We start from the raw sequence: 17,812 nt of genomic DNA, 5'->3' as shown, positions 1-17,812 counted from the left end.
AACAGCCGGCAGGCAGCACGAGAACGGCCGCACCGCGCGAGAACCGGCGGTGCGGCCGGTCACCCCGTGGTGCTTCAATGCCGGGGTGACTGACATCGACGTGCTCCGCGTCTTCTGCGCCGCCGACGGCCGACACGGCAACACGCTCGGCGTCGTGCGCGAGGGCAGGAACCACCCCGACCAGGCGTCCCGGCAGGCCATCGCCGCCGAACTCGGCTACAGCGAGACGGTGTTCGTGGACGACCCGGAGCGCGGCGTGGTGGACATCTACACACCGGGGCTGCGGCTGCCGTTCGCGGGACACCCACTGGTGGGTGTCGCCTGGCTGCTCGACGTCGAAGCGGTCAACCCGCCGGCGGGCGAGGTGTGGGTGCGCCAGGACGGCGAGTTCACCTGGATCACCGCCCGGCCCGAATGGGCCCCGCCGCGCGAGCTACGGCAGTACGGCTCCGTCGCCGAGGTCGAGGCACTGCCGGCGCCGCCGCCCGGCGAAGGCTGGCTCTACGCCTGGGCCTGGCAGGACGAGGCGGCGGGCCGGGTCAGGGCCCGCGCCTTCCCGCGCCGGGACGACGGCATCGTTGAGGACGAGGCGACGGGCGCGGCGGCGCTGCTGCTCACGGATCGGCTCGGCCGCGCCCTGAACATCACCCAGGGCCGCGGCTCCCAGCTCATCACGGCGCCCGCCCCGGACGGCGAGATCGAACTCGGCGGCCGGGTCCTGCTGTTGGGGCCCGCGGGCGACCCGGCGTAGCCGCGCGTCCGCGCGGCCACGCCCGGTACGCTCACGCGCTGCGTGAGAAGGAAGCGGTCAGCTCGGCGAACACGGCGCCGTTGAAGTCGAAAGCGCGCTTGCACTCCTCGACCATGCGCCGCTTCTCCAGCTCGTCGGCCGCCACCGCGTCGAGCATCTCGCGGTAACCCCGCTTGAAGGCAGCCGGGTTGGTGATGGACTCGAAGACGTAGAACCGCACCCCGTCGCCCTTGCGGGCGAAGCCCCAGGTCTTCTCCGCCGTGTCGCGGACGATCTGGCCGCCGGACAGGTCGCCGAGGTAGCGCGTGTAGTGGTGGGCCACATAGCCGCCCGGCCAGGTGCGGGCGCACTCTTCTATGCGCGCCGCGTACGTGGCGGTCGCCGGCAGCGGCTCCAGGCCCGTGCGCCAGTCGGCGCCCCGCAGATACGCCAGATCGCGCTCCAGCTCGGGGGTGCGGGCCAGTTCCGTCCGGACGAAGGGGCCGGCCACCGGATCGTCCGCGAGCAGGTCGGTGGCGCGTTCCAGCGCCCCGTAGACGAACCACAGTTGCTCGGTGTACCGGGTGTACGCGTCCACCCCGAGCCCGCCGTTGAGCATGTCGGTCATGAAGGTGGAGGTGTTCGTCCGGGTGTGCTCCTCGTGGGTGGCCTCGCGCAGGAGTGTGGAGAACGGGGTGGCGGTTGCGTCCAAGGCTGGCCTCCGGGGCCGAGAGGTGCGGGAGCAGGCGAACGCGCCTGCGCCGGCGGCACAGTGTGCCGCCAGCACCGATCCTCTAACTTAGGCTTACCTAAGTCAACAGTTTCCCGACGTGCTGTCGGTAAGACTCCCGCCCGGCTCCCACCGCCACCCGGTGTCCGGCTCAGGGCAGCGTGAGGATTTCGACGCCCGTCGCCGTGACCAGCAGCGTGTGCTCGAACTGCGCCGTCCGCCTGCGGTCCTTCGTCACGACCGTCCAGCCGTCGTCCCACATGTCGTAGTCGTACCCGCCGAGCGTCAGCATCGGCTCGATGGTGAAGGTCATGCCCTGCTTGATCACGGTCGTGGCCTGCGGGCTGTCGTAGTGCGGGATCACCAGCCCCGAGTGGAAGGAGGTGTTGATGCCGTGCCCGGTGAAGTCCCTGACCACGCCGTAGCCGAAGCGCTTCGCGTACGACTCGATGACGCGCCCGATGACATTGATCTGCCGGCCGGGCCTGACGGTCTTGATCGCGCGGTTCAGCGACTCGCGGGTCCGCTCGACGAGCAGCCTCGACTCCTCGTCCACATCGCCGCAGAAGTAGGTGGCGTTGGTGTCGCCGTGCACCCCGTGGATGTAGGCGGTGACGTCCAGATTCACGATGTCGCCGTCCCGCAGCACCGTGGAGTCCGGGATCCCGTGGCAGATCACCTCGTTGACGGAGGTGCACAGCGACTTGGGGAAGCCCCGGTAGCCCAGCGTCGAGGGGTAGGCGCCGTGGTCGCACATGTACTCGTGGGCCACCCGGTCCAGTTCGTCCGTGGTCACCCCGGGCGCGATGTGCTTCGCCGCCTCCTCCCGCGCGTCGGCAGCGATACGGCCCGCGATCCGCATCCGCTCGATGATCTCGTCGGACTGCGCCTCGGGCCCGGTGTACCGCGCCGGCATCGGTTTCCCGACGTACTCGGGGCGCCGGATGTTTCCGGGGACGGAGCGTGCGGGAGAGAGCTCCCCTGGTACGAGCAGCGACTGGCCAGACATAACAAAGAGTCTATCCAGCGTTCGAACGCCCCTCATGGGGCAGCATGGCGTCGAGGGAAGGAATGAAGATGGCCCTGTTCAAGAAGCGCACAGCCGGCAAACCCGGCGAGTGGTACTACTGCCTGCAGCACAAGAAGGTCGAGGAGGGCCCCGACTGCCCGGCCAAGGACCGGATGGGGCCCTACGCCTCCCGCGAGGAGGCCGAGCACGCGATGGAGACGGCGCGCGAGCGCAACGAGGAGTGGGAGAGCGACCCGCACTGGCACGACGCGAACCGCGGCGACGGCCCGGCCTCCTGAGCCCGGCCTCCCGGGTCCCGACCTCCTGAGCCCCGGCGTCCCGGGTTCCCGCCGAGGACCCTCAGGCCTCCGCGCCCGCCACCGGCGCGACCACGGCCGGCGCAGCCGCTGCCGCCGCCGCTTCCTTCTGGGCGCGGCGGCGCAGCGCGTCCTCGTCCGTCCGCGCGTCGTACGTCATCAGCTTCGGCAGGACGGCGGCCAGCAGCCCCACCCCCGCCACACACGCCAGCCCGCCGCCCCACACCGCCGGACGGGTCCCGGTCCAGCCGGCCATGGTGCCCGCGCGCACCTGCCCGAGCTGCGGGCCGCAGCTGTACGACAGCACCTCGATCCCGGCCAGCCTGCCGCGTAGCTCCTCGGGCACCGTCTGGTCCCAGATGGTGTGCCGGGCGAGCCCGCTGAGCATGTCGCCGCCGCCCGCGACCGTCAGACACAGCAGCACCAGCCAGATGTTCGACATCAGCCCCGCCGCCGTCATGGCCAGCCCCCAGCTCGCGGCGCCGAGCACGACGAGCCGGCCGTGCCGCCGGGTACGGGACGCCCAGCCGCTGGTCAGACTGAGCAGCACGGCGCCGAACGGGATCGCCCCGTACATCAGCCCCAGCGCCCACCGCGCGTCCAGCTCCTGGGCGAGGAACGGGAAGATCGCGACGGGATAGGCGAAGAACATCGCGACCGTGTCGATCGCGTACGTGCCCAGCAGCACCGGCTTGCTCCACGCGTACCGCGCGCCCTCCACGATGCTGCGCAGCGAAGGACGGCCCGCCTCGTGCGTGGGCGGCGCGGGGGAGAGCCGCAGACACATCAGCACGGAGACGGCGAACCCGGCCACGGTCACCGCGTAGGCCGTCGGCGTACCGGCGTACGCGACGACGACACCCGCGAGCGACGGGCCGGCGACGGCCGCCGTCTGGCTGCGGGTGGAGTTCAGCGCCGCGGCCGCCGTGAGCTGGTCGTGCGGGACGATCCGGGCGATCAGCGAGCCCAGGGCGGGCTGTTGCAGCCCGGACAGCGCGGAGACGCCGGCGGCCACGACGTACAGCGGCCAGAGCGCCGGGTGCGGCAGCAGCCCGTTCAGCAGCAGGACGACGGCCAGCAGGCCGAGCCCCGCCTCGGAGAGCAGGATGACCCGGCGCCGGTCGACGGCGTCGGCGAGCGCGCCGCCGTACAGACCGAACACGATCAGCGGTACGAGCTCGACGGCACCCATCGCGCCCACCGCGAACGGTGAGTTGGTCAGGTCCTTGATCTGCAGCGGCAGCGCGATCATCGCCATGGAGCTGCCGAACTGCGTCACCAGGCCCTGGGTCCAGAGCAGCCGGAACTCCCGCAGCGTCCGCAGAGGGGTGAGGTCCGGCAGGATCGCGCCGAGCTTTTTCGTCACGAGGCGCCATGTTCCGTGCACATACGTGTGCGGTGCAAGCGCGTTACGTACGGTGCGAACCGGTGCGGTGCCCCCTACCAGCGGGCGGGCGGCGGCGCCGTCAGCCGGTCCGCGAACCGGGACAGCCGGTCCCTGAACCGCCGCCGGCCGCGCGGGCCCGGCACGCTGTTCTCCCCGGCCGCCGCGCTGACCAGATGCTGCACTGTGTCGAAGTCCACACCCGGGAGCGCCTCGGACTCCGGCACGGTGAGCGCCTCGTGGGCGAGGCCGTGCACCTCCGGGTCGCCGCTGTCGAGCGCCAGCACCGTCGCACCGGCCCTGCGCGCGTCGTGCACCCGCTCCAGCAGCCCCTCGCCCGGCCGGTCGGGCGCCACCACGAGCAGCGTCGAGCCCCGGCCGGCCCCGGCGAGCCGGCCGAGCCCGACGGCGAGGTGGGCCGGTTCACCGGGCCGCACCTGGTGGCGCACCAGCGTGGGGGCCAGCTCGGGCTGTCCCGACCAGGCCGCCTCGTCGACCAGATGCGCCGCCAGATGCCACGGCTCGTACTCCTCCGTGCCGACCAGCAGCAGCCCACCGCCCTGCGGGACGACGGAGGCACGCAGCGTCCCGGCGAACCGCCGGGTCGCCGACGGCCACCGGGTACCGGCCAGAACCTCACGCAGCAGGGCGACACGTACGGCATCCATGGCGCCGCATCCTGCCCCTCGCGCCCCGCCCGCACCCCCCGTTCGGCCGCACCCTCACCCGAACGTGGCCGGCCGGTGCGACGTAACGCGGGCCGTCGGTGCGCAGTGCCCCTCCCGGCAAGCTTTGCCCTGTCGCGGTCCCCGGCACGCGCGCTCGCCGCGTTGGCCGGGAGCCCGAGTAGCTCCGCTACAAGGGCTCCCGGCCGCCTTGCGATCACCCCCACCGGGCCCCGCTCCCTGACGGGCAAAGATTGCCGGTCGCGGCACTAATGTCAGTGGCATGACTTCTACTGACGGCGGCAGCGCCGCGCCCAAGCCTCCCGCCAAGGACCCCTGGGACCTCCCCGACGTGTCAGGTCTCGTGGTCGGTGTGCTCGGCGGCACCGGCGACCAGGGCCGCGGTCTCGCCTACCGGCTGGCCAGGGCGGGGCAGAAAGTGATCATCGGCTCGCGGGCCGCCGAGCGCGCCGAGGCCGCGGCTGCCGAACTCGGCCACGGGGTCGAGGGCGCGGCCAACGCGGACTGCGCGACCCGCAGCGACGTGATCATCGTCGCCGTGCCGTGGGACGGCCATGCCAAGACCCTGGAGTCCCTCAAGGCGGAGCTGGCGGGCAAGCTCGTTATCGACTGCGTCAACCCGCTCGGCTTCGACAAGAAGGGCGCCTACGCCCTCACCCCCGAGGAGGGCAGCGCCGCCGAACAGGCCGCGGCCCTGCTGCCGGACTCCCGGGTGACCGCCGCCTTCCACCATCTCTCGGCGGTACTGCTCCAGGACCCGGAGATCGAGCTGATCGACACCGATGTGATGGTGCTCGGTGAGGTGCGGGCCGACACGGACCTCGTACAGGCGCTCGCCGCCCGGATCCCCGGCATGCGGGGTGTCTTCGCCGGACGGCTGCGCAACGCCCACCAGGTGGAGTCGCTCGTCGCCAACCTGATCTCGATGAACCGCCGTTACAAGGCCCACGCGGGCCTGCGCGCCACGGACGTCTGACCGGCGTCCGACGGGCAGCGGGCATGGGGGACACTGGACGGCGTACCACCGCAGTCCGGAAGCCGCCGACAGGAGCCGACCCCCATGCCCCGCCTCGCCGTGTACGCCACCGTCGTCTGCGTCCTCGCCGTCGCAGCCGCCGTCATCTCCTTCGTCCAGGGCAATCTGATCGGCATCGTGTGGGTGCTGATCGCCGGGCTCTCGTCGAACATGTCCTGGTACTACCTGCGCAGGGCGAAGGCGGAGCGCGCGGCCCGTACGACGACCGTCACCGGCTGAAGCTGAGCCCGGCGCCCGCCTTGCAGTACGGGTCGGTGCTCGTCCAGAACTGGTAGAGGTTCTGCCCGCAGTAGGCCGCGTTCGGGTTGCTGACCCCCAGCCGGCGCAGCACCGCGTCGACCGCGTCGAAGAAGCCCTCGTTCACGCTGCCGATGTACAGGATGACGAACACCGCGATCAGTCCGAACGGCGCGAACGGCTCGACCTGGCGGCGGATCTTGTGCGAGAGCCAGGGCTCGATCACGCCGTAGCCGTCGAGCCCCGGCACCGGCAGGAAGTTCAGGATCGCGCCGGTGACCTGGAGCAGCGCGAGGAACGCCAGCGCGTACTGGAACTCCATCGGCACCCCGTCGAGCCCGCCGAGCCAGAACGGCGCCGTGCAGACGACGGCGAACAGCGCGTTGGTCAGCGGGCCGGCCGCCGAGATCAGGCTGTGCTTCCAGCGGCCCTGGATGCGGCCCCGCTCGATGAAGACGGCGCCACCGGGCAGTCCGATACCGCCGAGGATCACGAAGACCACCGGCAGCACGATGCTCAGCAGCGCGTGCGTGTACTTGAGCGGGTTGAGCGTCAGATAGCCCTTGCCCGGGATGGAGATGTCACCGCTGTGCAGGGCGCTGCGGGCGTGCGCGTACTCGTGCAGACAGAGCGAGACGATCCAGCCGCCCGTGACGAACAGGAAGACGGCGAAACCGGCGCTGGCCGCGTACCTCTCCCACACGGCCCAGCCCGACACCGCGGTGACGGCGACGATCCCGACGAAGACGGGACTGATCCGCCGGTCGCTGTTGCGGTTGATGGCGGTGGTCATGGGTGGTTCTCCCGTTGGTCGGCGGCTGTGCGGATCGACCGTACTGGTGACGCGGGGGAAACGACCCGAGGGGGCACCTGGTTCCCCCCGGTCCGCCGGGCGTACGGCGCTCCTGCCGCCCTCGGACGCGGGACCCGGGAACGAACACACCCGAACGTACGGACGGTGTGAGCTGCCGGGCGCGCACAGGGACAATGGGGTCATGCGTATCTCCGTCCTCGGCACGACCCGGGCATTGCACGACGACGGCACCCCCGTCGCCCTCGGCGGGGCGCGGCTGCGTGCCCTGCTGACGGCCCTCGCGCTGCGGCCCGGCCGTACCGTGCCCGTCGCCGTGCTCGTGGCGGAGGTGTGGGACGGCGATCCGCCCGCCGACGCGGTGGGCGCCGTCCAGGCCCTGGTGGGCCGGTTGCGGCGGGCGCTCGGGCCCGGCGCCGTCGCCTCCTACGAAGGGGGCTACCAGCTCGGCGTCGACGCGGAGGACGTGGATCTGCACCGCTTCGGCCGGCTCGCCGACGAAGGCGCAAGGGCCCTGCGGGCGGGCGACCCGGCCAAGGCGGCGGGGCTGCTCGACGACGCGCTCGCGCTCTGGCACGGCCCCGCGCTGACCGACCTGCCGGAGCGCGCGCCCGACGCGGTCCGCTGGGAGACCCGGCGGGTCGGCGCGCGCAAGACCCGGCTGGCCGCCGCGCTCGCGCTGGGCGGCGCCGAGGAGTCGCTGCCCGAACTGGCCGCCCTCTGCGACGAGTTCCCGCTGGACGAACCGCTCCAGGCGCTGCGTATCCGCGCGTTGCGCGACGCGTCACGTACGGCGGAGGCACTGGCCGCCTACGAGCACGTCAGACACGCGCTCGCCGACCGGCTCGGCGCCGACCCGGGCCCCGAACTGACCGCGCTGCACCAGGAACTGCTCCACGAAGGGCACGAGCCGCCCCCGGCGCCCGCCCCGCTCCAGGGCGCCCGGCCGGCGCCCGCCGGGGCCCCCGCGAGGGCGCGCGGCAACCTCCGGGCCAGGCTCACCAGCTTCGTCGGCCGCGAGAGCGACATCGGCACCCTCCACGACGACCTCGGCCGCGCCAGGCTCGTCACCCTGCTCGGCCCCGGCGGCGCCGGCAAGACCCGGCTGTCGCAGGAGGCGGCGGAAGCGATGGCCGAGCAGTGGCCGGACGGTGTGTGGCTCGCCGAACTCGCCCCCGTTGACGACCCCAAGGGCGTCCCCGAGGCCGTACTGACCGCGCTCGGCGCCCGCGAGACCGTGCTGCGCGGCGCCGGCGCCGAAGAACTGCGCGCCGTCGACCGGCATTCCGGCGATCCGCTCGCCCGGCTGGCCGAGCACTGCGCGCGCCGCCGGATGCTGCTGATCCTCGACAACTGCGAGCACGTGATCGAGGCGGCGGCCACCCTCGCCGAGGAACTTCTCGCGCACTGCCCCGAGTTGACGGTCCTCGCCACCAGCAGGGAGCCGCTGGGCGTGCCCGGCGAGGCCCTGCGGCCCGTGGAGCCGTTGCCGCGTGACCCGGCGCACCGGCTGTTCGCCGAGCGTGCGCGCGCGGTGCGGCCCGGATTCGATCCGGCGGACGACCCCGCCGCCGTCGCCGAGATCTGCCGCCGTCTCGACGGGCTGCCGCTGGCGATCGAACTGGCCGCCGCCCGGCTGCGGTTGCTCACGCCGCGCCAGATCGCGGACCGGCTCGACGACCGGTTCCGGCTGCTGACCAGCGGCAGCAGGACCGTTCTGCCGCGCCAGCAGACCCTGCGGGCCGTCGTCGACTGGTCCTGGGAGCTGCTGGACCTGCCCGAACGCGCCGTCCTGCGCCGGCTGTCGGTCTTCTCCGGCGGCTGCGACCTGACGGCCGCCGAGTCCGTGTGCGCGGGGCCCGGCGTCCCGGCCCGCGAGGTCGCCGCGCTGCTCGGCTCGCTCATCGACAAGTCCCTTGTCGTCGCCGCCCCCTCGGAGGACGGCGGCATGCGCTACCGGCTGCTGGAGACCGTCACCGAGTACACCGCCGAGCGCCTGGACGAGGCCGACGACCGGCAGGCCACCGAACGGCGCCATCTGACCTACTACCGCGAACTGGCCAGGACCAGCGACCCCGAACTGCGCGGCAGCGGACAGCGCGCGGCGCTCGCCCGGCTGGAGCTGGAGAACGAGAACGTGCGCACCGCGCTGCGCAGGGCCGTCGCCGCCGAGGACGAGCAGGAGGTGCTGTGCCTCGTCCTGTCACTCGCCTGGTACTGGCAGATGCGCGACCTGCGCTTCGACGCCATGCAGTGGGCGAGCGCGGGGGCGGCGCTCGGGCCCGATCCGTTCGCCCCGCCCTACCGACCCGCCGAACCGCTCCAGGAGCGGTGCACGGACGCGCCGCCGCCCATGAGCCCCGAGGTGCTGCTGGAGGCGCGCCGTGAGGTCCGGCTGATCGAGCTGGTCAGCATGGATCACTCGGACAGCGAATGGAGCATGACCGAACGCGTCGAATGGTTCGGGGCCGTGAGCGAGGTCTACCGCGCGGGACTGCCGCAGACCTGCCGGTTCCCCGGCACGATGTGGTTCTTCTCGATGCTGTTCGCCGGCGAGGGGGAACGGCTCTTGGCGGCTCTCAACACGACGGTCAGCGCCTGCGAGGACTTCGGCTTCGACTGGGAGCTGGCGGCGGCTCTCCAGACGCGCGCCAACCTCCTCGCCAACAGGGGCATTTCGGCCGAGGACGCGGCCAGGGACGCCGACCGGGCCCGGGAGATCTACGAGCGGCTCGGTGACGACTGGGGCGCCGCCGAGGCGCTGTCGGCGCACGGCGAGGCCCGGGAGAGGGCAGGCGACTTCGACGGCGCCGTCGAGGACTTCACCGCCGCCATCCGCTACGCCGAAGGTCTCGGTGCCCGGGGCCATGTGACCCTGCTGCGCTGCCGGCTCGGGGGCAATCTCCTGGAGTCGGACCACCCGGAGGAGGGCGAGCGGATCCTGCGCGAGGCGCTGGCCGAGGGCGAGGAGGCGGCGGACGAACGGCCCGACCGGGAACCGGTGCCGATCGCCCGGCTGTTCCTGGCGATGTGGCTCGGCCGCAGCGGGCGCAGGGACGAGGCCAGGGAGCAACTGGAGCTGCTGCAGGCCGCACTCGCCCAGGACTCACTGGCTGTCTTCGAGGGGTTCGCGAAGGGCGCCTTCGCCTGGCTGGACTGTGCGGACGGCGACTTCGCGCGGGCGCGGGTGCTGGCGCGGGAGGCCGCGATACAGGCGAACGCACCGCTGTCCCGGATGATTGCCCCCGAGATGGTCGCCGTGCATCTGCTGACGGCCGCCTGGGCGCTCGGGGGTCTCGGCGGGGAGCGGGCGGAGGACGCGGCCCGGCTGATCGGCGCGTACGAGGCGCTGCTGCCCACCGGCCACTTCCGCGTCGCCACCGAGAGGATGGTCATGCGGGGGGCGCGCGAGGCCGTGCTGGCTTCGCTCGGTGGCGACACGGCCCGCTTCGACGCGGCACGCGCCGAGGGCGGCGGCCTCACGATGGAGGAGGCCGTCGCCCTCGTCTGATCCCGGGAGCACCGGGTCATCGGCTCAGGAGACCCCTACGAATCCGGAGCCACCTCGCGGCTCCCGGGACGCCTCGGGCGCCCTCGGACGTGTCCCGGCCGCGCGGGTCAGGACTTCTTGCGGAACCTGGCCACCGCGAGCGGCGCCGTCACCAGCGTGATCCCGGCGGCCCAGGCCAGCGTGATCCAGACGGAGTGGGCCACCGGGCCGCCGTTGAGCAGATTGCGCGCCGCGTCGGCGAGATTCGACAGCGGGTTGTAGTCGGTGAAGTTCTGCAGCCAGCCGGGCATCGTCGACGGCGGGGCGAAGATCGACGAGCCGAACTGCAGCGGCATCAGGACCAGCATGGCCACCCCCTGGACGGCCTGCGCCGTCTTCATGGTGAGACCCAGCAGGATGAAGACCCACATCAGGGACGCGCCGAAGACCAGCGAAAGGCCGACGGCGGCGAGCAGTTCCAGGACGGACGTCCCGACGCTCATGCCGAGCAGGAAGCCCATGCCGAGCAGGATCGCCGTGGCGACCAGCATCCGGCCGATCTCGACCACGATCTTCGCGATCAGCACCGACGACCGGGCGATCGGCATCGTACGGAACCGGTCCATGACGCCCTTGCGGAAGTCGTCGTTGACCCCCGTGCCGACCGCCATCGCGATGTTCATGCCCATCATCGCCATCAGCCCTGGCACCACGTAGTTCACATAGGCCTCACGGCCGCCGCCGATGCTCGCGCCGACGGAGCCGCCGAAGACGTACACGAACAGCAGCGTGAAGATGATCGGCATCAGCAGGACGTCGAACATCGACTCCGGGTCCTGCTTGATCTGCAGCACGTTGCGCCGGGCCAGCGCGCCGATGTGGCGCACATTGGCGCGCAGCCCGATCCGCCCCTCGTCGACGGGCCTGCGGGCCGGAGCGGTTGTCTGCTCGGGTGCGGACGTGGGAAGCGTGGTGGTGCTCATACGGCGACCTCCTCGGGCGCGGAGCCGGCGTCGGCTGCGGTGTCGGACTCCGAGGTCAGCTTCTCGCCGGTGATGGCCAGGAACACCTCGTCCAGGCTGGGCAGATGGGTGCCGATATGGGCGACGGAGAAGCCGCGCTCGGCCAGCAGTCCGATGACCGCCGTCAGTTGGCTGTCGCTGAGGATCGGGACGTACAGCAGACCCTCGTCGGGCACCACGGACGTACCCGACACGCCGTCGAGCCCCGTCTCGGCCAGCGCCCGTGCCATCGCGGGCAGTTGGGCCGGATCCGTGGGCCTGATCTGCAGGGTGCGGCCGCCGACCTTCGCCTTCAGCTCGTCCACCGCGCCACTGGCGACGATCTTGCCCTTGTCGATGACCGTCAGCTCGCTCGCCAGCTGCTCGGCCTCTTCCATGTACTGCGTGGTCAGCAGGACCGTCGCGCCTTCGGCGACCATCCGCTGCACCTCGTCCCAGACCTCGTTGCGGGTCCTGGGGTCGAGGCCCGTCGTCGGCTCGTCCAGATAGAGCACGGCGGGCTGCCCGATCATCGAGGCGGCCAGGTCGAGCCTGCGCCGCATACCGCCGGAGTACTGCATCACGGGCCGCTTGGCGGAGTCCGTGAGCGAGAAGCGCTCCAGCAGTTCGTCGGCACGGCGGCGCGCGTCCTTGCGGGACAGGTCGAGCAGCCTGCCGATCATGTAGAGGTTCTCCCGGCCGGACAGCTTCTCGTCCACCGAGGCGTACTGGCCGGTGAGGCCTATCGTTCGGCGCAGCTGCCTGGGCTGGCGCAGCACGTCGTAGCCGGCTACCACCGCTGTGCCCGCGTCGGGCTGGACCAGGGTGGAGAGGATCCGTACGAGAGTTGTCTTGCCGGCGCCGTTGGGCCCGAGGACACCGAGGACGGTGCCTTCGCGCACGTCCAGGTCGATGCCGTCGAGCGCCTTGGTCGCGCCGTAGTGCTTGACCAGCCCCCGCACCTCGACGGCGATGCCCGTGCGGCTGCCGCTGGGGTTCTTGTCGATTCGCGTCATGGGTACATAGCACCAGACGCCACCGACAATCCACCGACAGGCCGCCGACATCGCCGACAGGGCGCCGACCCCGGGCGACGGCGTGCGACAGCCCGCCGACGGGGGATGATCGGCGGGCTGTCGGATGTGCGAGGAGTGGTCAGGGGAAGGTGCTTCGGCGGACAGCCGCTCAGTGGAAGGTGTGCTCCTCCTGCGGGAACGTTCCGCCCACGACGTCCTCGGCGAACGCCCGCGCGGCGTCGCCCATCGTCTGCCGCAGGTTCGCGTACTGCTTGGTGAAGCGCGGGACCTTGCCGCCGGTGAGACCGACCATGTCGGTGTACACGAGCACCTGCGCGTCGGTCTCGGGACCCGCGCCGATCCCGACCGTCGGAATGTGCAGGATCCGGGTCACCTCGGCGGCCAGCTCGGCCGGTACGAGCTCCAGGACGACGGCGAAGGCGCCCGCGTCCTGCACGGCCTTGGCGTCGCGGAGCATCTGCTGCGCGGCCTCCTCGCCGCGCCCCTGCACCCGGTAGCCCATCGAGTTGACCGACTGCGGGGTGAGCCCGATGTGGCCCATCACCGGGATGCCGGACTGCACCAGCAGCTCTATCTGGCTGTGCGAGCGCTCGCCGCCCTCCAGCTTGACCGCGCCCACACCGGCGTCCTTCACCAGCCGGGTGGCGCTGCGCAGGGCCTGTACCGGCCCTTCCTGGTACGTGCCGAACGGCAGGTCACCGACGATCAGGGCGCGCTTGGTGCCGCGCACGACGGCGGCGGCCAGCATCGTCATCTCGTCGAGGGTGACCGGCACGGTGGTCTCGTAGCCCAGATGACAGTTGCCCATCGAGTCGCCGACGAGCATCACGGGGATGCCCGCCTCGTCGAAGACGGACGCCGTCATCGCGTCGTACGCGGTGAGCATGGGCCACTTCTCGCCGCGGTCCTTCGCTGCGGTGATGTCATGGACGGTGATGCGACGGGAGCTCTTGCCGCCGTACAGCGCCTTGCTGCTGTCGGAGGGGCTGCCCGCGGGCGGGTTCTGCGCAGAGTGGAGCGACATGGCCGACGGCCCTTTCGTCATCTCGAGGCGCCCTGACGGCGTCCCCGGACCACACCCATGGTGGCACTCCACGGAGCTGACGGGAAGTGGGGGTGGGGCAGACGGGTCTCCGCGGCTCTCCCGGTGCGGGTTCGGGACCCGTCCCCGCGGGCAAAGAATTTCCAATACGAGACGGTCTCGTATCGAAATTGCTCTACGCTGTTCGCCATGTCCATACCGTCCGGCGGCCCCGCCGCCGCGCCACGCATACCCGAAACTGTCCACCGCAGGCGCTGGGCCATCCTGGCCGTCCTGATGTTCAGCCTGCTCATCGTCGTGCTGGACAACTCGATCCTGAACGTGGCCGTCAAGACCATCGCGGCGCCGAAGCCCATCGGCATCGGCGCCACCCAGAGCCAGCTCGAATGGGCCATCAACGCCTACACGCTCGTCTTCGCCGGACTGCTGTTCACCGCCGGACTGCTCGGCGACCGCATCGGCCGCAAGAAGGTGCTGCTCTTCGGCATCGTCGTCTTCGGCGTCGGCTCCGCGCTCGCCTCGATGTCCGGCTCGCCCGCCCAACTCATCGCCTTCCGCGCCCTGATGGGCTTCGGCGCCGCCTTTGTGATGCCGGCCACACTGGCCGTGCTGATGAACGTCTTCGAGCGCGACGAGCAGCCCAAGGCCATCGGTATCTGGGCGGGCGGTGTCGGCCTCGGCATCGCGATCGGCCCCATCACCGGCGGACTGCTGCTTGAGCACTTCTGGTGGGGTTCCATCTTCCTGGTGAACGTGCCGGTCGCCGCCGTCGCGCTGATCGCCATGGTCCTGCTGGTGCCGGACTCCAGGGACCCCAGGCCGGGGAAGCTCGACCCGCTGGGCGTGCTGCTGTCCATCGTCGGACTCGTCCTGCTGGTGTACGGGATCATCCGCGGCGGCGAGCTGGCCGACTTCACCGCGGTCTCCTCGCTCGGCCCGCTGCTGGGCGGGGTGGCCGTGCTGGCCGGCTTCGTCTGGCACGAGAAGCGCAGCAGCCACCCGGCCATCGACGTCGGGTACTTCAAGAAGCCGGCCTTCGCCGCCGCTGTCGCCGCCATCGCGCTGGTGTTCTTCGCGCTGATGGGCGTGACCTTCTTCTCCGCCTTCTACCTGCAGAGCGTGCGCGGCTACAGCGCGCTCCAGTCCGGGCTGCTGATCCTGCCGCTCGCCGCCGCCCAGATGGTCTTCGCGCCACGGGCCCGGCTGGTCGTCGACCGGTTCGGCGCGCGCGCCGTCTGCACGGCGGGCATGGTGCTCGTCGCGGCGGGACTGGCGATGTTCGCCTTCTTCGACGCCACCACGCCCGTCTGGGTGCTGTGCGTGGTCTTCTTCGTCCAGGGCACCGGAATGGCGCACATCATGCCGCCGGTGACCGTCTCGATCATGCAGGCGCTGCCCCGTGAGAAGGCCGGCTCGGGCTCGGCGGTCAACAACACCTTCCGGCAGGTCGGCGGCGCGCTCGGGATCGCCGTACTCGGCTCCGTGCTGTCGGCGACGTACCGCAGCGGCATCGAGGGACACCTCGGCGCCGTACCGGCCGGGGCGAGGGACGCGGCGGGGGAGTCGATCGAGGCGACCATCGGCATCGCGGAGAAGCTCGGACCCGCGGGCCGGCCGCTGATCACCTCGGCGCACGACGCGTTCCTGCACGCCATGCACGTCACGGCCGTCGGCTCGGCCGCCGTGGCGCTGATCGGCGCCGTCGTGGTCGTCCTGTTCCTGCCCGGCCGGCCGGCGGCCGACGGGTCCGGCGAGGCGCCGAACGCCGGTGAGAAGCGGGAACCGGCCACGGAGCCGGCCGCACGGCGCTGACGCCGGGCGCCTCCGGCCCCCGTCGTGCGGGAGAATCGACAAGGCGGGGGCAGGGAGTGTCCGCGAAGTATCGTCGTCCGCCCTTTGGGCGGGGCTCGCGGGGGCTGGTGCGTGCGATCGTAAGGCGCCGGTGTGCCCTTGTAGCGGAGCTACTCGGGCAGGTCGGCAACGCAGCGAGCGTGCGTGCCAGGCATCGCGAGCCAGACGAGACTTCGCGGACACGACCTAGGGACGGCGAGAGGCGGAGTACGTGCAGGCGCGCGATCAGGATCACGCACCGGAGCAGCGGCGCGGCAGGCCACGCAGTGAAGCGGTCGAGCGGTCGATCCTGGACGCCGTCGTGACCCTGCTGGAGGACGGTGTCCCGCTCGGCGCCCTCTCCATCGAGCGCATCGCCCGTACGGCCGGCGTCGGCAAGGCCACCATCTACCGGCGCTGGCGCGGCAAGGAAGAGCTGTTCGTCGACGTCCTGCGCGAGGTCGAGCCGCCCGAGCCGGCCCTGCCCGGCACCTCGGCCCTGGACGACCTGGTGGTCATCCTGGAGGCGATGCGGGTACGCGGCCTCGCCCAGCGCTCGTCCGCGATGCTGCACAACGTCTTCGTCGAGATGAAGAGCCACCCCAAGCTGTGGGACGAGTACCACGACACGGTCATCGCGCCGCGCCGCCAGGCCACCTTCGAGGTGATCCTGCGCGCGGTCGCGGCCGGTGAGCTGCGCGACGACATCGATCCGCAGCTCATGAACGACCTGCTGACGGGCCCCATGCTGATGCGCTCCGTGCACCGCCCGTACGGCGACCTCCCCGACGGCCTGGCCGAGCAGATCGTCCGTACGGTGCTGGAGGGGCTGCGCCCCACGGGCGACGACGACTGACGCGCGGCGCCCCGCCCGGTCGGCCGGACCGCGTCGTGCCGGGACCATGCGCGGCACATGCGCGTTCTGTCACAGCCGCCGCCCATTCGTCCACGACCGGAACCCCGTGGCCCGTCCGTTACGTCCTCGTGTCCGTACAGCCGTCGCGGGACGGCAACGAAACCGCCTCTCGAATCCCCTAGGGTCATGGGCGGGCGTGCACCACGGCAAGGCAGCGAGGGCGGCGGACATGACGCAGGAGTACACGGCGGAGTCGGTGACGGCCGGCTCGCACCACGAGCGCACCGGGGTCCGGCGAGTGCTGACGCTGTTCGACCGCTGGCGGGGCGACAGGAACATCTGGCGGCGCGGCATCGTGCTCGCCGTCATCGCCGTGCTGGCCGCGCTGCTGATGATCCTGCACTCGAAGATCCCCAACAAGATCGGCAACCTGGGCAGCCTCACCGAGACGTTCCTGCCCTGGCTCGGCCTGCTCGTGCCGGTGATCCTGGTGCTCGCCCTGGTGCGCCGCTCGGTGACCGCGCTGATCGCCCTGCTGCTCCCGGCCGTCGTCTGGATCAACCTCTTCGGCGGGCTGTTGCTGGAGAAGTCGGGCGGCGGCGGTGACCTGACCGTCGCCACGCACAACGTCAACGCGGAGAACCCCGACCCGGCCGGCACCGCGCGCGACCTGGTCAAGTCGGGCGCCGACGTCGTCGCGCTGGAGGAGCTGACCGCGGACGACGTCCCGACGTACGCCGAGGGGCTGGCGGCGACGTACAAGTACCACTCCGTGCAGGGCACGGTCGGGCTGTGGAGCAAGTACCCGATGACCGGCACCGAGCCCGTCGACACGAAGATGGGCTGGACCCGGGCCCTGCGCTCGACCGTGACCACGCCCGAGGGCAAGGTGGCCGTCTACGTGGCGCACCTGCCGTCCGTACGAGTCAAGCTGCACGCCGGATTCACCGCCAACCAGCGCGACAACAGCGCCGACGCGCTCGGCGAGGCCATCGCGGACGAACCGCTGGACCGGGTCATCCTGCTCGGCGACCTCAACGGCACGATGAACGACCGCTCGCTGAACTCGGTCACCTCGCAGATGCGCTCCACCCAGGGCGCGGCGGGGGACGGTTACGGGTTCAGCTGGCCCGCCGCCTTCCCGATGGCGCGCATCGACCAGATCATGGTGCGCGGCATCGAGCCGACGTCGTCCTGGACGCTCCCGAGGACGGGCAGCGACCATCTGCCGATCGCGGCGCGCGTCGAACTCTGACCGGGCCGCCTGACGGCGACCGGGCCGCCTGACGGCGACCGGGCCGCCTGACGGCGACCGGGCCGCCTGACGGCGACCGGGCCGCCTGACGGCGACCGGGCCGCCTGACGGCGACCGGGCCGCCTGACGGCGACCGGGCCGCCTGACGGCGACCGGGCCGCCTGACGGCGACCGGGCCGCCTGACGGCGACCGGGCCGCCTGACGGCGACCGGGCCGCCTGACGGCGACCGGGCCGCCTGACGGCGACCGGGCCGCCTGACGGCGACCGGGCCGCCTGACGGCGACCGGGCCGCCTGACGGCGACCGGGCCGCCTGACGGCGACCGGGCCGCCTGACGGCGACCGGGCCGCCTGACGGCGA

The 17,812-nt window shown here is 72.0% G+C and carries 16 protein-coding genes; 8 read left to right on the top strand and 8 right to left on the bottom strand.

All coding sequences use genetic code 11. The features are described 5' to 3' along the window. Positions 1-85: 85 nt before the first annotated feature. Positions 86-751 carry a PhzF family phenazine biosynthesis protein gene (locus tag OHS57_RS11030; protein ID WP_328581791.1) on the top strand — a complete coding sequence of 222 codons (666 nt, stop codon included), beginning with the start codon at positions 86-88 and terminating at the stop codon, positions 749-751. 31 nt (positions 752-782) lie between these two features. On the opposite strand, the gene OHS57_RS11025 is transcribed toward OHS57_RS11030, so the two are convergent. Both OHS57_RS11025 and map read right to left on the bottom strand, forming a co-directional pair. Continuing rightward, positions 783-1,442, bottom strand: coding sequence for a biliverdin-producing heme oxygenase (locus OHS57_RS11025; RefSeq protein ID WP_328581790.1), 660 nt, complete (start codon positions 1,440-1,442; stop codon positions 783-785). Between the two features lie 169 nt (positions 1,443-1,611). Continuing rightward, positions 1,612-2,469: a type I methionyl aminopeptidase gene (map, locus tag OHS57_RS11020; RefSeq protein ID WP_041990423.1), complete on the bottom strand. Its 858-nt coding sequence runs from the start codon at positions 2,467-2,469 to the stop codon at positions 1,612-1,614. A 68-nt stretch (positions 2,470-2,537) separates the two neighbouring features. On the opposite strand from map, the gene OHS57_RS11015 reads away from it, so the two are divergent. Further along, positions 2,538-2,768, top strand: a complete 231-nt coding sequence (locus OHS57_RS11015; protein WP_041996546.1) for a hypothetical protein — start codon at positions 2,538-2,540, stop codon at positions 2,766-2,768. A gap of 61 nt (positions 2,769-2,829) precedes the next feature. Here OHS57_RS11015 and OHS57_RS11010 read toward each other — a convergent pair whose 3' ends face one another. Then, entirely contained in the window at positions 2,830-4,152 is a 1,323-nt protein-coding gene (locus tag OHS57_RS11010) for an MFS transporter (RefSeq protein ID WP_328581789.1), read from the bottom strand. A gap of 74 nt (positions 4,153-4,226) precedes the next feature. Continuing rightward, positions 4,227-4,838 carry a hypothetical protein gene (locus OHS57_RS11005; protein WP_041990425.1) on the bottom strand — a complete coding sequence of 204 codons (612 nt, stop codon included), beginning with the start codon at positions 4,836-4,838 and terminating at the stop codon, positions 4,227-4,229. 280 nt (positions 4,839-5,118) lie between these two features. Between OHS57_RS11005 and npdG the strand changes: the two genes are divergently transcribed. Next, a complete protein-coding gene (npdG, locus tag OHS57_RS11000) occupies positions 5,119-5,832 on the top strand; it encodes an NADPH-dependent F420 reductase (protein ID WP_041990427.1) in 714 nt (237 codons plus the stop codon). A gap of 84 nt (positions 5,833-5,916) precedes the next feature. After that, on the top strand, positions 5,917-6,111 hold the full coding sequence (locus OHS57_RS10995; RefSeq protein ID WP_041990429.1) for a hypothetical protein: 195 nt from the start codon (positions 5,917-5,919) through the stop codon (positions 6,109-6,111). Here OHS57_RS10995 and OHS57_RS10990 read toward each other — a convergent pair. Continuing rightward, complete coding sequence (locus OHS57_RS10990) at positions 6,101-6,922, bottom strand: site-2 protease family protein (protein ID WP_041990431.1); 822 nt, start codon at positions 6,920-6,922, stop codon at positions 6,101-6,103. The two genes, OHS57_RS10995 and OHS57_RS10990, sit on opposite strands and share 11 nt — an antisense overlap. A gap of 202 nt (positions 6,923-7,124) precedes the next feature. On the opposite strand from OHS57_RS10990, the gene OHS57_RS10985 reads away from it, so the two are divergent. Continuing rightward, positions 7,125-10,451, top strand: a complete 3,327-nt coding sequence (locus OHS57_RS10985; RefSeq protein ID WP_328581788.1) for an ATP-binding protein — start codon at positions 7,125-7,127, stop codon at positions 10,449-10,451. 107 nt (positions 10,452-10,558) lie between these two features. Here OHS57_RS10985 and OHS57_RS10980 read toward each other — a convergent pair whose 3' ends face one another. From OHS57_RS10980 to panB, 3 genes are all read right to left on the bottom strand, one after another. Continuing rightward, positions 10,559-11,413: an ABC transporter permease gene (locus OHS57_RS10980; RefSeq protein ID WP_328581787.1), complete on the bottom strand. Its 855-nt coding sequence runs from the start codon at positions 11,411-11,413 to the stop codon at positions 10,559-10,561. Beyond that, positions 11,410-12,447 carry an ATP-binding cassette domain-containing protein gene (locus OHS57_RS10975; RefSeq protein WP_041990437.1) on the bottom strand — a complete coding sequence of 346 codons (1,038 nt, stop codon included), beginning with the start codon at positions 12,445-12,447 and terminating at the stop codon, positions 11,410-11,412. The genes OHS57_RS10980 and OHS57_RS10975 overlap by 4 nt, the downstream gene beginning before the upstream one ends. A gap of 169 nt (positions 12,448-12,616) precedes the next feature. Then, positions 12,617-13,492: a 3-methyl-2-oxobutanoate hydroxymethyltransferase gene (gene panB, locus OHS57_RS10970; RefSeq protein ID WP_328581786.1), complete on the bottom strand. Its 876-nt coding sequence runs from the start codon at positions 13,490-13,492 to the stop codon at positions 12,617-12,619. Between the two features lie 207 nt (positions 13,493-13,699). On the opposite strand from panB, the gene OHS57_RS10965 reads away from it, so the two are divergent. From OHS57_RS10965 to OHS57_RS10955, 3 genes are all read left to right on the top strand, one after another. Beyond that, positions 13,700-15,322 (top strand): MFS transporter, encoded by a 1,623-nt coding sequence (locus OHS57_RS10965; protein ID WP_328581785.1) that lies wholly within the window; start codon positions 13,700-13,702, stop codon positions 15,320-15,322. 250 nt (positions 15,323-15,572) lie between these two features. Continuing rightward, a complete protein-coding gene (locus tag OHS57_RS10960) occupies positions 15,573-16,196 on the top strand; it encodes a TetR/AcrR family transcriptional regulator (protein ID WP_328581784.1) in 624 nt (207 codons plus the stop codon). A gap of 229 nt (positions 16,197-16,425) precedes the next feature. Then, the gene (locus OHS57_RS10955; RefSeq protein ID WP_041990443.1) at positions 16,426-17,451 is read left to right on the top strand and encodes an endonuclease/exonuclease/phosphatase family protein; all 1,026 of its coding nucleotides are present in this window, start codon (positions 16,426-16,428) and stop codon (positions 17,449-17,451) included. Positions 17,452-17,812 lie beyond the last annotated feature (361 nt).

Source organism: Streptomyces sp. NBC_00370, from assembly GCF_036084755.1.
Classification (GTDB): Bacteria; Actinomycetota; Actinomycetes; order Streptomycetales; family Streptomycetaceae; genus Streptomyces.
Note: the sequence above shows the minus strand (reverse complement) of the source record. Positions and strands in the feature narration are given on the sequence as shown.